A 15,339-nucleotide genomic window follows, 5' to 3' on the forward strand; every position below is an offset into this window, starting at 1 on the left:
TGTTACTGTGCTGCTGATTGTTCGGCATTAACGGTAAGACGTGCAACCTGGTTAGTTCTGATAAAGCGGCTCAGGTCGACAGGTTTTCCTTGATACTGAATCTGTACCGCTGCCGGAGCGCCGATTTTAAGTTTGTAAGGTGCCTGACCCGTTAGGTTTAACGTGCCATCTTTCCGCTGCAGACCGCTGAACAGTTTTTTGCCTGTCGCGTCAGTGACTTCCAGCCAGCAGTCGGCAGTAAAGTTCATCACCAGCGCGTTAGGATCGGCTGCAGGTGCAGCGGTGGCCGCCGGGTCGGTCGGCAAAGACGCTGCGGTGTTATCCGCAGGCTGAGTGGCCGCAGGCGCGTTCGTTGCGGTATCCACGTTTGCCTGAGAAGGCGCAACAACCGCGTTTTGATCCTGAGCCTGAGATGCAGCGGTGTTCGCCGTAGCTGCCGGAGCCTGCGCCGCATCGGATGCCGGAGCCGCAGTCTGCGGTTCGCTTGAGGTATCTGCACCGTCAGTATTCAGCGGCACGCTCTGTGCGCCACCATTTCCAGCCTGATTGAGTTCAGCGGAGGATTGATCGGCCATGGTGGTGATCTCTTCCTGCTGCGCCTTGTGGTTTTGCCACCACCATGCGCCGGTCAGGCCGACAACAACAAACAGTACCAGCCAGGTAAAGCTCATCAGCCAGCCATCACGTTTTTTACGACGTTTTCCCAGGGAGAAGGTCTGCATCGGCGCAACTTTGGCTGCACGAACAGGTGCCTGCTTCTCCATCATCGGCAGTAATTCGTCTTCAGGGATGTGCACCAGTTTTGCATAAGAGCGGATATAGCCGCGCAGGAAGGTTGAAGCCAGATCGGCAGGCGCCTTATCTTCTTCAATATCGCGAACCGTGGAAACCTTCAGGCACAAGCGTTCCGCAACGGCTTGCTGGCTAAGTCCGAGTTGTTCACGGGCGTTGCGAAGACGAACGCCAGTGGAGAGTGCTTCATGTTGGTCGTGAGTGGCTTCAGTATTCATTCGCTACAACTACTGGTACGTGAAAAATAAGGGTTCAGGTGCCGGTGAGTCACAATGCCACCCGCACCGCGAAACTTCTGGTCAGTTAACCTTAAACAGACAGTATAAGACTGTCAGCCGGTAGATGACAGTGCAGCTCTGCCCGCCTGGCTAAACTGTTGTTACGTCGTTACATACTGCCCGAAACTCATATGAAACGCACCGTAATTATTAATCAAACATCACGAATCTGACTGATTATTCAGTCAGAATATGCATCACAGCGTAGATAATGCGCCGTGATGCATAATAATCAAACAGCTTTAACCGCAATGGTCTCGCCCTGCATGCGTTTACGCAGGGTACGTTTGGTACGGTCGATGACGTCACCAGCCAGCTGTCCGCATGCAGCATCAATATCATCACCGCGGGTTTTACGCACAATCGTGGTGAAACCGTACTCCATAAGTACCTTGGAGAAACGGTCGATACGGCTGTTCGAGCTGCGGCCATACGGCGCGCCCGGGAACGGGTTCCATGGGATCAGGTTGATTTTGCATGGCGTATCTTTCAGCAGTTCAGCCAGCTGATGCGCATGCTCAGTACCATCGTTAACGTGGTCAAGCATCACGTATTCGATAGTGACGCGGCCCTGGTTCGCGTTGGATTTCTCAAGATAACGACGCACGGCAGCGAGGAAGGTTTCGATATTGTACTTTTTGTTGATCGGTACAATTTCGTCACGAATTTCATCGTTTGGTGCGTGCAGGGAGATGGCCAGCGCAACGTCAATCATGTCGCCCAGCTTATCCAGCGCAGGCACAACGCCTGAGGTAGACAGCGTCACGCGACGCTTGGACAGGCCAAAACCGAAGTCATCCAGCATGATTTCCATCGCCGGCACCACGTTGGTCAGGTTCAGCAGCGGCTCGCCCATGCCCATCATCACCACGTTGGTGATAGGACGCGTTCCGGTGACTTTTGCCGCACCCACGATTTTCGCGGCGCGCCAGACCTGGCCGATAATTTCAGATACGCGCAGGTTACGGTTAAACCCTTGCTGAGCCGTAGAGCAGAATTTGCACTCCAGAGCACAGCCAACCTGAGAGGAGACGCACAGCGTGGCGCGATCTTCTTCCGGGATGTAGACGGTTTCAACGCGCTGATCGCCTACCGCAATCGCCCATTTGATAGTGCCGTCTGCCGAGCGCTGCTCTTCCACGACTTCCGGCGCGCGGATTTCAGCCACTTCTTTGAGCTTGTTGCGCAGCACTTTGTTGATGTCGGTCATCTCATCAAAGTTGTCGCTGCAGTAGTGGTACATCCATTTCATTACCTGATCGGCACGAAACGGCTTCTCACCCATCTCTTTAAAGAACTCGCGCATCTGCTGACGGTTCAGGTCCAGCAGGTTAATTTTTCCATTTTTATTGGGAACCGCAGGAATGGCGACTTCGGAGGTATTCACTAGTTCAGACATAATTTTTTCCGGCCTCGTTGTTACACGTTGTGGCCCATGGAGGGTTGAATAGAAACGCCCCGGAAAGCAGTCTGCTCGTCCGGGGCGTTGCATTGTACAAAGTCTGGCGCAGGGATGCCACGTCTGGACGTGGCATTTACGAAAATAATGTGTAAACGAAACCGTTAAATTAACGGGTACGTGGACACACTTCGCCTTCAGCGAAGAAGAACGCGATCTCGCGGGCAGCAGATTCAACGGAGTCGGAACCGTGGGTGCCGTTCTCGGTGAAGCTGTCCGCGTAGTCAGCGCGCAGAGTACCTGCCAGCGCGTTGTCCGGGTTGGTTGCACCCAGCAGATCGCGGTGACGCTGTACCGCGTTTTCGCCTTCCAGTACGGAAACCACGATCGGACCGGAGGTCATGAATTCAACCAGACCGTCAAAGAATGGACGGCCTTCGTGCTCAGCGTAGAAACCGCGAGCCTGCTCAACGGTCAGGTGCAGCATTTTGGTGCCAACGATCTTAAACCCTGCTGATTCAAAGCGAGCGAAGATGCTGCCAATAACGTTTTTTGCCACCGCGTTTGGTTTGATGATGGAAAAAGTACGTTCAATAGCCATGATAACCTCTGAAAAATGTTCTGTTGTTTTGCATACCTGAGTATGGTGTGGCGCGGATTATAAAGAGCAATAGCGCCATTGCCTATGGTTCTGCATAACATTTTTTTAAAATGAGACGAAGATTAGCAACAGGCCGAATTTCGCATACCGAAGTGATGGTGTAAACAGAGCGGACATTGCTTTTCATCAGACCTGAATGACCAGAAATGGCGGTGACACGTCAGGCAAACTGCTTCATATGCCGGTGTAGCCACGATTTTCGCTGGTCCGTCTGCTTCTGACACTTTTATCGCTTCATGCTGACATACCGCTTCACAGCCACCGCAGCCGGTACAGCGCCCGGTGTCCACCACCAGCGCGGCGTTCTCAAAACGAATCGCGTTTTCCGTGCAGCTTCGCCAGCACGCGCCGCACAGCACGCACCGATCGACGTCGAGAGCGATATCTGACTCGCTAAACGTTAAGAATGCCATGCGCAGCTCACGCGGCCCCGGGGAAACGCGACAGGTTTTCACATCCTCGTGGGGAACGTGCATAAGCGCGCGACGAGCAACATTCACCTCGTTGATCGGTATGAGCTTAAACCCCCACTCCACCTCACCACGTCGACGGAGCGCAAGATTAAGCCGGGCAAGCGCCAGCAACCAGTCAGGATACTGATCTGCGTCGATACTGATAAAACGAACCTGGTGTTGCGCGTGCCACAGCAGCAGCTCATTTACCGTGGGCGCACGTTCTGTAAAAGGCCCAACAAGGGTATCTCCACGCAGAAAGCGTTTTCGCGGTGCGATGCCAGTAATGGCACCGGTCGGGCAGACAAACAGACAGTCACCGCATTCAATACAGCGATTTTCATCAACCGAGACGTCGGTCTCCGTAAAAGAAAACGCCTGCGCAGGACAAACGTCCGCACAGGCGCAACAGGAGGCGCGGCGAAAACGGCGACGGACGCACGCATGCGTCACGTCCATCACCGGGGCAAACGGTAATCCGCCCATCAGCCAATACTGAAGAAAACGAAGCGCAGCATCAGCTCGCCCGCGATCAGCAAGGCGCTACCCAGCAGAAGCGTGCCGCGCACTGCTTTCAGGCCACCAGCAGCAAAGCAGAGCATGCCCGCAACGGAAACGCACCAGCTCAGTAGATTTACCATGCGCAGTTGCTCCAGCATCTGTAGCGGAGCGTGAGGGAACGTCACTGCGGTGTTGTCCATGGCATTCATGTCTGCCAGCCAGACGGGCTGCATCACCAGACGCACAAGCACCAGCAGCGTGATAATGACCACCGCCGCGCGCAAAGTAGTTTTGGATTGCATCCCAACGGCCATGCAGGCTGAACCAATAATCCCTACCGAGCCGATAAACAGTACCAGCGTGTTAATATGCTGCCAGGTCGCTACGGACGTATGCATGTAGATCTGCGCCATGCAGAACACGTCTACCAGACCGACCAGACCCGCCACAGCTAACAGCATCTTCCAGCCTGGCTTTTTGGCAAACATCAGCAGCGTCGCGAGGCCCAGCGCCGCCAGGTAGAGGCTGGCAAAGACGATTTCACGGCTCAGCCAGGAGCTGGAGACGTGGCGTAGCGCGTTCAGGGCATTGAGCGGATACCCCATATGCAGCGCTGAGGCTAGCAGCCCCAGGCTCGCCAGCACAAACGCCCCGGCAGCCGGCAGCAGCGCGCTGCGTTGCGTGCTTCCGAACGCCAGCCACAGCGTAACGCCAACCGATCCTTGCAGGAACAGCGTAAAAATCAGCAGCGGTAACTCATGCATGACGTTTCCCCTCTTTCTCTGCGCCCTGATGCGCTTTGATCACCAGGTTCGGTTTTGTAATCGAGGAATCCGGCAAACCCTTCACGTCACAGACCGCACCGTATTTCGCCCGGAGTTCATCAATCGGCCCGAATTTAATCGCTTCAAGGGGACAAGTTGCCACGCAGACAGGCTGCTCGCCCTTCGCCTGCAAATCCACGCAAAAATCGCACTTGGACATCTGCCCGGTCAGCTCGTTGAGCTGTGGCGCGCCGTAAGGGCATGACCACGCACAGTAGCCGCAGCCAACGCATTTATCCGTATCAACACGTACGATGCCGTCGCCCGGACGCTTGTGCATTGCGGTGGTCGGGCAGTTTTTGGTGCAAATGGGGTCCGCACAGTGGTTACAGGAAATGGAGAGTGTGTAGGCAAAAACGTTGTTGCTGACGCCGCCCTGCCCGGTTGGGATGAAATTCCCGCCGTTGACTTCGTACACGCGTCGGAAACGACGTCCGACCTCAAGATTATTTTTATCTTTGCACGCCACCTGGCAGGCCTTGCAGCCCGAGCAGCGGGAAGAGTCGATGTAGAAACCCAGCTGTTTATCGCTCACCGGCGCGTAGTGTTTAAACTGACTCATGCTTTCGCTACCTCCACCAGCATGGTTTGATGAGAATTCCCTTTCGCAAGCGCGGTAATGCGGGCTGAGCTGAGCACATTCGCGCAGCCGCCTTTATCGATACCCTGCTCGTCCGGCTGCCACCAGGCGCCTGCCTGCATGGCAACCACGCCCGGAATGATGCGCGGCGTGACCTCCGCCGGGATCTCACAGATGCCGCGCGCGTTATGGATACGCACGGTATCTCCCTGCGCAATGCCGCGCTTTTGCGCGTCCTGCGGGTTAATCCACAGCTTTTGCTGCTGAGCTTCAATCAGCCACGGGTTGGCATACTGGGTAGAGTTAGCGCGGTTTTTCCCTTTCCAGGTGATCAGCTGAAGCGGGAAGGTTTTCGCCAGTTCGTCTTCCGGCCCCTCATGGGCAGGCACGTAGTGCGACAGCGCCGGAATTTCCGGGTGCTGCATGTCGTACAGACGCTTCGAGAAGATCTCGATTTTCCCGGACGGCGTCGGGAACGGATGATTTTGCGGATCGCGGATATTGTCCTCGAAAGCGACGAACGGCGCGCTTTTGAAAAGGTGCTGACGCGTCTTCTGTAGCGTCGCGAAGTCCGGCAGATTCTCCTCCGGCATGGACAGCCGCGTCTGTTCCCAGATGTGCTCAATCCACGCTTTTTCATCACGGCCCTCGCTGAACGCTGGCTCAATGCCGAGCTTCGCGGCAACCTCACGCAGCCAGTCGTAATCCGAACGGCGCTCGAATTCAGGTTCAATTAGCTTTTCGGACAGGATCAGATAGCTTGCCGTGCCCCAGGTTTCGCCGATATTCCAGCGTTCCATAAAGCTGGTTTCCGGCAGGAGAAGATCGGCGTATCTGGCGCTCGGCGTCATGAACAGGTCGCTTGCGACGATAAACTCGATTTTCGACTCGTCTTCCAGCACGCGCGTCGCCTGATGTAGATCCGGGTTCTGGTTAGCCAGATAATTGCCCGCCAGCGAGAACAGGATGCGGATATTGCTATCGAGCTTATCCGCATCTTTCAGGCCGTCTACTGGCGTGACCTTAGAGGCATCGTCGGCGGCCTGTACCCAGTTCATCACCGAAATTTTGGCTTTTACCGGGTTATCCGGCATCTCTGGCCCGGCCGCAAATTTGCGGTTTGCGCAGCCGCCATAGCCTGCTGCCCAACCGCCTTTCACCCCGACATTCCCCGTTAACGTGGCCAACAACGTCGAGCCGCGCGCGGTGCGCTCGCCGCAGTTATGGCGCTGCGGCCCCCAGCCCTGGATCAGCGCGGCGGGTTTGGTAGATGCGTAGTCGCGCGCCAGCTGACGAATGGTCTGCGCAGGAACGTGGGTGATTTTCTCAGCCCACTCTGGCGTTTTCGCCACGCCATCTTTTGCGCCGTTCAGGTATGCCATCAGGGATTCATTGGCCGGAACGCCTTCCGGCATGGATGCTTCGTCAAAGCCCAGGGTATAGCGCTCAATAAAGTCGCGATCGTGCAGGTTCTCCGTGACGATCACATACATCATGGCGTCCATCAGGGCGTTGTCCGTTGTAGGAAGCAGCGGGATCCACTGATCGGCCAGGGATGAAACCGTGTCTGAATAGCGTGGATCGACAACGATAAAGCGGGTGCCGTTTTGCTTCATCTTCTGGAAGAAGTAGTTGCTGTGACCAAAGATCGTTTCCGTCGGGTTATGCCCCCAGAGGATGACAAGCTTTGTATCCAGCAGCGTATCCAGAGAGCTGCCACTGGCGGCGGTACCATAGGTATATGGCGTTGCCGCCGCCGTGTTGCCCATACTCACCGAATGATAGCTTTCGAGGTAGCCGCCGGTTAAATTGAGCAGACGACGGACCATCTTATCGCCGGAAAATGTCCCGCCAGAAACCGCCGTACCCACATGAACATAGCGCGAAGCCGCGCCGTATTTTTGCGTAATCGTTATTAATTGGTTCGCAATAAGCGTGGTGGCTTCATCCCAGGTAATACGCTCGAATTTTCCTTCGCCACGTTTTCCTACGCGTTTCATTGGATATTTAAGCCGATCGGGATGATAAACAAATTTCCGGTAAGCCCGGCCACGCACGCAGGCGCGCATAACCGGCATTTGCGGATCCAACGCATTATCCGGACGCGTTGAAATTCGGGTGACAACGCCCTCACTGACATGAGCACGAATATCACACTTACCGCCGCAGTCAAACGTACTACAGGTTTGCACCACCTTTTCTTCAGGCGTCGCGTGTGTTGCCGCCGCACTCTTTGCCTGTGCTTTACCGGTTGTCGCGAAAAAAGGAAGGGCGGCGAGCGCCGACCCTGCCTGAATAAAATGACGCCGGGATAGCGCGGGAATAAGCCCCTCTCCCTGATTTTTATTTTTCTTCATTGCTCGTTCCTTCAAATAAAAACGCATTCTCGTTTTTTTTCAGGAACGAATATTGATAATTATCAAGCTAACTCTTTAAGGGTAATACTTAACGGTCTAATTCAAAATTTACCGTCGCCGTCTGGCCTGTTTCATCCATTACAAGCAATTGGTATTCACCTGGTGAATATAATTTTAATGAATAATTATAATTCCGGCCTTCTAACGGCTCTCCATTTAAAAACCACCAGCGCCCACCTTCTCCTCCTGTCGTAATAACAGAAAGCGTCACATTGCCTTCCCCAGGGAGTCGCTTAATAACAGCCCCCTCTCTGATACCCGAAATCATAAGCGGTGCCACATTATTATTATCCAGCGGTGGACAGACCGTTGATCTCGCAGGGAGACGCGCCGCCCTTTTTTCCGCTGCGGGCAGCCACGGCTCCAGCGGCAGCGGCCAGACATCCAGAACGTTCTCTTTTGCGTTAGGGCAATCTGCCGCAACGCGTTTGCCTTCTTTATCCACCCAGATCGGGAAACGAATGCCGCGAATGCCTTCCTGTTCCGGCAATAGCAGCGTGGGCGGCTCACTCCCTTCCAGCAGCCAGGTCGAGAGGCGGCGTCGACAGTTTTCACTACCTTCCGGCAGCGACTGCCCACCCGGCCAGCAGATGACGCCCCGCCCGACACTTTCCGGGCGCGGATCGCGCGGCAGACGGGCTTCGTCTAACGTAGAACGTGACTGAAGCAGGTTATTAACCTGATTCAGAAGCGGAACCGCACTAGCAAAACCAAATTGCCCCGCTACGGGCGTGCCGTCCGGCCGTCCGGTCCAGATGCCAATCACGTAACGGGCATTCAGACCGATGGCCCAGGCATCCCGGTAGCCGTAGCTGGTTCCCGTTTTCCACGCCAGCGGCGCAATTTGCGGCAGCGCGCTGTCCGGCAGCGGCTGTGCCTCATTCGCCAGAATACGGCGAATAATCCACGCCGAGCCTGGCGATAACAGCGGACGTTCAGTCAGCGGGTCGCCAGGCTGTAAACGTAATCTTCCCGCCTTACCGTGTCGGGCAAAAGCGCTGTAGGCAGCGGCGATATCCGCCAGCCGCGCGCCTGCGCCTCCGAGGATCAGGGAGAGATTGGGCTGCGCGCCCGCAGGCAGGATCAGCGGCAGCCCGGCGTTGCTCAGCATCCCCGCAAAACGTTTTGGTCCGTAGGCTTCCAGCACCTGTACCGCTGGCAGGTTGAGAGAGCGCACCAGTGCTTCACTCATGCTGACCGGCCCGTGGAACCCGCTGTCAAAATTTCCCGGACGATAATCACCGGTTTTTCTGGGGACGTCCTGAAGCAGCGAGGCAGGGTGGATCAGGCCATCGTCCAGCGCCATGCCGTAGATAAAGGGCTTTAATACCGATCCCGGAGATCGGATCGCATTGACCATATCCACATGGCTAAAACGACTGTCATCGTTAATATCTACCGAACCTACCCAGCCGCGTACTTTCATGTCGGTATGATCGACGACGATCATCGCCAGCGAACTGCGCGCAGGCAGGCGGGATTTCCAGTTCAACGCCAGCTCTTCCATCTGCCGCTGCAATCCGGCATCCAGCGTGGTGACAATTTTCGTATCGCGGCTTTTGCCAAGCATCATGCGCGCAAAGAGCGGCGCCAGCTGTGGCATCTGCCGGGGAGCCAGCCATACCGGCTCTTCACGGGACTCCTTCACCTGCTTTGCTGACCAGACACCCTGGGTCATCATGCGGTCGAGCACTTTGTTGCGTGCCGCTTCGGCCCGCTCCGGCCAGCGGTCCGGGCGCAGACGGCTTGGCGCCTGCGGCAGCACGGCCAGCAGCGCCGCGTCGGAATAGCTGAGCTGTGAAGGGGGTTTCCCAAGGTAAGTCCAGCTTGCCGCCCCCACGCCCTGCAGCGTACCGCCAAACGGGGCGCGGTTGAGATAGAGTGTAAGAATGTCGCGCTTAGAGAGGTGCCACTCAAGCTGCATCGCCCGCCAGAGCTGGCGAATTTTGCCGCCAAAGGTGCGCGGGTGCGGATCCAGCAGGCGCGCCACCTGCATGGTAAGCGTACTTCCTCCCGAAACCACTCTTCCGGAGCTGAGATCCTGCCAGGCAGCGCGCAGGACAGAGAGCGGGTTTACGCCAGGATGATCCCAGAACCAGCGATCTTCGTACTGGATCAAAGCCTCAAGATAAAGGGGAGAAACCTCTTCAATGGTCACCGGGTAGCGCCAGATACCTTCGCTGTCGGCAAAACGCCAGAGCGGCGCGCCCTTCTCGTCCACCACGACTCGTGCGGGGTTAACCTCTTTCAGAGGCAACGGCCACAGGCGGTCGGCGACGACAATCAGCCCCCATAAAACGAGAAGCGCTCCCGCCAGCCAAAGCCAGCGGGAGCGTGTCAGACGTGCCATTCGCATATTATGGAACAACAATCAGCGGGCCGCTGGCCGCCCCCGTTGCCCGCCACTGCGGAACATACATAGACTCTACCATCGGAACCGGCACCTGGTAGGTTCCCGGCGTCACGGCACGGGCCAGATAAACCAGCGTAACCGGCTGACCTTCATTTACCGGCACGGCAGCCACAAAGCGGTCGTCGCGGAATTCCATATGCTGAATGTCCGCCTGCTGCATCTGGCTGAGCAGGTTTTGCACTTCGCTGCCGCTGTCCTGCAGGCTGGCGCTGCTGCTCGCCAGGTTCTGGTTTTCAAGCTCCAGACCTGCCGGGAGGAGATCCACCACCAGCGCGTCCGGCACGTTCTGGCTGGCTTTCACTTCAAGCCAGACCAGCACCAACTCACCGCTTTTCAGCGAAGAGAGCGACTTGCTGCTGCCATCGGTTGCCAGGATATGACGTTCAACCTGCAGCACGTTAGAACTCGGCTGAGGGGCATATTCCGGATATCCGGTGCTGTCCAGACGTACCCACAACGGTGCCGTGCCGGTATTGGTTACCTGCAACGCGCCAAGCTGGTCGCCACTTACGTTTTGTACCTGCGCCTTATCCCCGCCGGATGCGGCATCAGACAGAGAGGTTTTCGCCTGCCATGCGCCTGACAGGGTTTGCAGCGAACGTCCGGCCAGGAACAGCGCATTGCTCTCCTGGGTGGACAGCCAGCGCTGGCTAAAGGCCTGTTCAGAAAGAGCATTCAGCAGCGTATTTTGCGCATCCGGCAGCAATTTATACTCCTCCAAAAGGGAGAGCATCAGCGCGTTATCGCGAAGCGGGCTGCCATAATCGGCCATCCAGGTTTTGCTGTCGTTGCGCGGCGTTTTAAGTGCCAGATCCAGCGCCTGCTGGCTGCGCGGCGCATCGCCCATCAGTTTGAGCGCCATACCCAGCTGCATCAGCGGCAGCCCGGAAGCAGCCTGAGCGTGACGGTCCCAAATTTCACGCAGCGCGCCAAGCGGCGCTTTTTGCTGACGCGCCAGCACCAGCGCGGCATACGCCTGTACGGCAAATTTGCTGGCCTGGGTGTCGTCGCTGTAGCGAATAGACATCATGCCCGGATCCTGCAGGTAGCGCAGCAGACGGCTATTGGCGTTGTTCACCGCATCTGCGGGTACGCTGTAGCCCTGCTCGCCCGCGCGTACCAGGAAGTCAGTCACATAGGCGGTCAGCCAGTACTCTTCCGGGCCGTTTTTATCCCACAGCGCAAAACCTCCATCATCACGCTGCATCTGCAGCAGGCGAGAGATCCCGATATCAATGGCAGCACGGCGTTTATCGTCCGTGTCGCCTTTAATGCCAAGCGCCGTTAACTGCGCCGCGTTGGTATAAAGTGACGGGAACAGGCCACTGGTGGTCTGCTCCAGGCAACCATACGGATACGCCTGCAGTTCACGAATATAGCGCGCCAGGTTGAGCGGTGGTTTGCCGCTCAGCAGCAGTTGCCCCTGCAGGGTGGCAGGAGAGAAACCGTTGATATGCTGCGCCGGTGCGGTCCAGGACTCGCCGGGATTCAGCATGGCACCGGTATTCACCGTCTGCGCCGGGAACGCCGGACGCACGCCGATTTTCCAGCTCTTCTGCTGCGGTGCGAAAGTCTCGCCCGGAAGCTGCAGACCGGTCACCTGAGCGGTCACCTCACCGTCACCATAACCCTCCAGCGCGCGCACCGGAATAAACAGGGTGCTGCGTGCGCCAGGCGACAACTTAACCGGCTGCGGCTGCCCGCCTTCCAGCGCCAGTTTGCCTGTCGCGGTCAGTGAGATATTCAGCGTTTGCGGCTTGTCGGTCAGGTTGGTGATGTCCAGCGTCAGCCGTGAGGTGTCCCCACTTGCCAGGAAGCGGGGGGTATTCAGCTCGGTAATGACCGGCGCGGCCACCACTACCTTGCTTTCACTGCTGCCGAAATCATCTTCCGTCCAGGCCTGCGCCATCAGACGCAGCTCACCGTTGAAATCACCAATCGGCAGCGTAATCGTGCCTTCACCGTTGGCATCCAGCGTAACCGGCTGAGCCTGCTGGGCAATAATGGTCACGTGGTTCACCGGCGGTTTGCCGCCGCGCTTGAGTTCATCGCCGTCACCACCGAAGCGCAGCGCGGCCATACGGCCCTGCCCTTCAATGACCTGGCCATAGATATCGTAGATATCCGCGCCGTAACGCTTCTGACCGAAGAAAGCCTGCCACGGATCCGGCGTGACGTAATCGGTAATGTTCAGCACGCCGCTGTCCACCGCCGAGACCAGGACGTTCACTTTCTGCGGAACCGCCCCCTCTTTCACGCTGGCTTTGACCTTCACAGAAAGCGTCTGATTCGGACGCATTTTCTGCGGGTTATCGAGCGCTATGTTCAGACGGCGATTTTCGTCTCCCATCGGCAGATGCAGCAGGCCGACCGCGCGTTTTGGCGTGGCGGATTTGGATTTATCGCCGGGACGAACCACCAGCGTGCTGAGGTAGAGATCGTGACGTTTCCAGGCTTTATCTACAGGAATGGAGAGATCCAGACCGTTTGCCGGCACATCGATCTCTTTCCACCACAGCGGCCCTTCGCTGGATTCGATCATTGCATAGCCTTTGCCTGCGGCTGGCGCTGCAATGTGAAGGTTGATGGTATCGCCTGGCTGATAGGCTGACTTATCCAGTTTCAGCGTCACGCGGTCAGGGCGCGCCGCACCCGTTCCGTCGCTGTTATCCTGCCAGCTGTAACCTGCCCAGAAGCGCACGCTGCTGACCATCTCATCAGGCGCTTTCACTTCCAGACGGTATGAGCCCCACTCCACCGGGAAGGTGACTTTACCGGTTTCATCGGCCTTGAGGCTAAGCTCCTGCTCGCCCTCAACCAGATCTTTTTGATCAAACTGAGACTGCCAGCCTTCGCTCTCAGACCAGTTCCAGAAGTAGTCGCGGCGCTCACGGATCAGACGAACCTGCAAACCGGACACCGCTTTTTTCGCGCCGCTGGCATCGGCATAGACGATGTCGAAGCTGGCGTTGCCGTTCTCGTCGACAATCGGCTGGTTGACGGTGGTATCGGTGCGGTAGTCGTAGACGGCCTTGCTGGCGAATTGCGGACGAATCCCCGGAAGTTCAGCCGCAGGCCAGATAACCTGCTCAGCGCGACGCGTTACCGGACGACCGCCCGACTCCAGCAGGCTGGCCTGCAGGATCAGTTGCAATGGAGAGTGCACCTCTTTCCACTGGCTTTCGGTGGTGACCTGACCACGTCCCTGTTCGTCCAGCGTAAGCTGCACTTCATCCAGGCTACGGCTCAGGTTTTCCTCGGCGATATCACCAAACTGGAAGCCAGGTAGCGCAGCAACCGCCTCACGTAACGGACGCAGGAAAAGCTGGCCCTGCAGCGAGTTGCCGCTGGCAGGCGCGCCGTAGAGGTAGTAGCCCACGACGTTAAAATCCACATCATCCTGCGGGGAAACCGGTGCTTTTTCTCCCGTCAGATTCAGCGCCATGCGTTCAGGCATGAAATCTTCAACGTGGAAGTCCCACATGCGCTGCTGGTTATCGCCCGTGTTGGCGCGGATATGCCACATGCCAGTCTGCGCGCCGCTATCAAGCGGGTAGTTGAAGCGGTAGAGGCCGTTCTCAGGCTGTACAACGACCGTGCGCGCGACCTGACCGTCCGGGCGCAGCACGTCAAGTTTGACTGGCTGGTCGGGAAGCGGTTTCCCGTCGCTGTCGCGCAGCAGGCCGTTGAGGATCACTGTTTCACCCGGACGATAGAGATCGCGCGGGCCAAACATAAAGAATTGCTTGCTGAAGCCGGGGCTACCGGCGATGTCGAACTCCGCCAGATCGAGCGCTGGCAGCTTGAGATCGAGCAGCGTGGTCTGGCCATCTTTGCTCGCCAGGATCAGCGCGGCTTCTTTGTCGGTTTCAAGCTTTGCATGGCCGTCGGCGTCGCTGTTGGCTTCGGCGAGGGTCTGACCTTTGTCATTCAGCAGCGTCACGGTCACACCGGACTGCGCCGCACCGTTTTCCAGACTCTGGGTGAAAATGTCCAGCCGGTTATGATAGCGGTGAGCGGACAAACCGATATCGCTCAGGGTAAAGAGCGTTGCGGCATTGCTGTAGTTGTAGTGCCCGGCCTGATTCATGACGGCGATATAAACGCCGGACTGCTGAAGCGGCTTGATATCTTTAAGCGGCAGCAGCAGTTTCTCACGTGTGTTGCGCGCCGGATTGAGGTCAAAACGACCGGTATAAACCAGTTCCGCCATCTTCAGCAGATTGTCAGATTCCCAGTTAGTCAGCGAGTTACGGTACTCCCACTGGCTGACAAACGAGGCCAGCGATTCCGGCTTCACGCGGTAGAAGTTAACATCCACATTGTTAACGTTAAGCGCCATCACCGGCAGACCTTCCACCACCTTACCCGGCAGCAGCGAGCCGCGGCTGGCAAAACCGACCGTCGGTTCAATATCTCGCGTGGTCAGGGCTTTTTCATAGTCAATGCCAAAGGTCGCCTTATTCAGCGCCTTCAGGCCGCGTTCAACGGTGACGACCAGATTACGGTTTGGCTCCAGATGGCGCAGGCGCAGCTCTTTCAGGTTAGGCGCAAGTTCCCACGCCCCGTCAACCTTACCGCTTTTCTTATCCACGACATGCACCGTCTTCGCGAAATCCTGTTCGGGATCCAGCGGTACAGAGAAGGTGAGCACCAGCGTGGCGGCACCGTCGAGCTGCACTTCAGAGGCATCCAGCAGGGTCAGCGCTTTTCCCTGACTCCGGGCGGCCAGTTTAGCCAGCTTTTCAGCGTCGGGCTTTTCCGCAGCCTTCGGTGTTGATGAGGTGGATGCCGCAGGAGCCGCAGCCTGGGTCTTATCGTCGCTGTTATCACAGCCGACAAGCGTAAACGTGGTGAGCAGCGCGAGAGAGATCGCGGCTAAGCGAAACGGTTTCATCCTTTGTCCCTGGCCTGAGGGGGCCTGTTGGTCGTCGTCCGGATAAGTATTATCCGCAAGTTTCGTTTATACAAAAAGTCTAATTTTAGGATCTGGAAAGCGCCTCGCAGAATGACATCACGCCG

The 15,339-nt window shown here is 57.1% G+C and carries 9 protein-coding genes; all 9 read right to left on the reverse strand.

The annotated features are described in order from the left end of the window. Positions 1 to 2: 2 nt before the first annotated feature. On the reverse strand, positions 3 to 1,010 hold the full coding sequence (gene rodZ, locus ACWKXT_RS12695) for a cytoskeleton protein RodZ (RefSeq protein ID WP_454532578.1): 1,008 nt from the start codon (positions 1,008 to 1,010) through the stop codon (positions 3 to 5). A gap of 292 nt (positions 1,011 to 1,302) precedes the next feature. Beyond that, positions 1,303 to 2,469 carry a bifunctional tRNA (adenosine(37)-C2)-methyltransferase TrmG/ribosomal RNA large subunit methyltransferase RlmN gene (locus ACWKXT_RS12700; protein WP_454529290.1) on the reverse strand — a complete coding sequence of 389 codons (1,167 nt, stop codon included), beginning with the start codon at positions 2,467 to 2,469 and terminating at the stop codon, positions 1,303 to 1,305. A gap of 169 nt (positions 2,470 to 2,638) precedes the next feature. Beyond that, positions 2,639 to 3,070 carry a nucleoside-diphosphate kinase gene (gene ndk / locus ACWKXT_RS12705; protein WP_003860625.1) on the reverse strand — a complete coding sequence of 144 codons (432 nt, stop codon included), beginning with the start codon at positions 3,068 to 3,070 and terminating at the stop codon, positions 2,639 to 2,641. A gap of 122 nt (positions 3,071 to 3,192) precedes the next feature. Beyond that, entirely contained in the window at positions 3,193 to 4,068 is an 876-nt protein-coding gene (locus ACWKXT_RS12710; protein WP_454532579.1) for a 4Fe-4S binding protein, read from the reverse strand. Next, the gene (locus ACWKXT_RS12715; RefSeq protein WP_454529292.1) at positions 4,068 to 4,847 is read right to left on the reverse strand and encodes a dimethyl sulfoxide reductase anchor subunit family protein; all 780 of its coding nucleotides are present in this window, start codon (positions 4,845 to 4,847) and stop codon (positions 4,068 to 4,070) included. Before ACWKXT_RS12715 ends, ACWKXT_RS12710 begins: the two co-directional genes overlap by 1 nt. Continuing rightward, complete coding sequence (locus tag ACWKXT_RS12720; protein WP_454529293.1) at positions 4,840 to 5,469, reverse strand: DMSO/selenate family reductase complex B subunit; 630 nt, start codon at positions 5,467 to 5,469, stop codon at positions 4,840 to 4,842. The genes ACWKXT_RS12715 and ACWKXT_RS12720 overlap by 8 nt, the downstream gene beginning before the upstream one ends. Continuing rightward, the gene (locus tag ACWKXT_RS12725; RefSeq protein ID WP_454532580.1) at positions 5,466 to 7,844 is read right to left on the reverse strand and encodes a DMSO/selenate family reductase complex A subunit; all 2,379 of its coding nucleotides are present in this window, start codon (positions 7,842 to 7,844) and stop codon (positions 5,466 to 5,468) included. The genes ACWKXT_RS12720 and ACWKXT_RS12725 overlap by 4 nt, the downstream gene beginning before the upstream one ends. A gap of 88 nt (positions 7,845 to 7,932) precedes the next feature. Then, the gene (gene pbpC, locus ACWKXT_RS12730) at positions 7,933 to 10,260 is read right to left on the reverse strand and encodes a peptidoglycan glycosyltransferase PbpC (protein ID WP_454532581.1); all 2,328 of its coding nucleotides are present in this window, start codon (positions 10,258 to 10,260) and stop codon (positions 7,933 to 7,935) included. A 1-nt stretch (position 10,261) separates the two neighbouring features. Beyond that, on the reverse strand, positions 10,262 to 15,214 hold the full coding sequence (locus ACWKXT_RS12735) for an alpha-2-macroglobulin family protein (protein WP_454532582.1): 4,953 nt from the start codon (positions 15,212 to 15,214) through the stop codon (positions 10,262 to 10,264). Positions 15,215 to 15,339 lie beyond the last annotated feature (125 nt).

The organism is Enterobacter sp. UPMP701, from assembly GCF_053709515.1.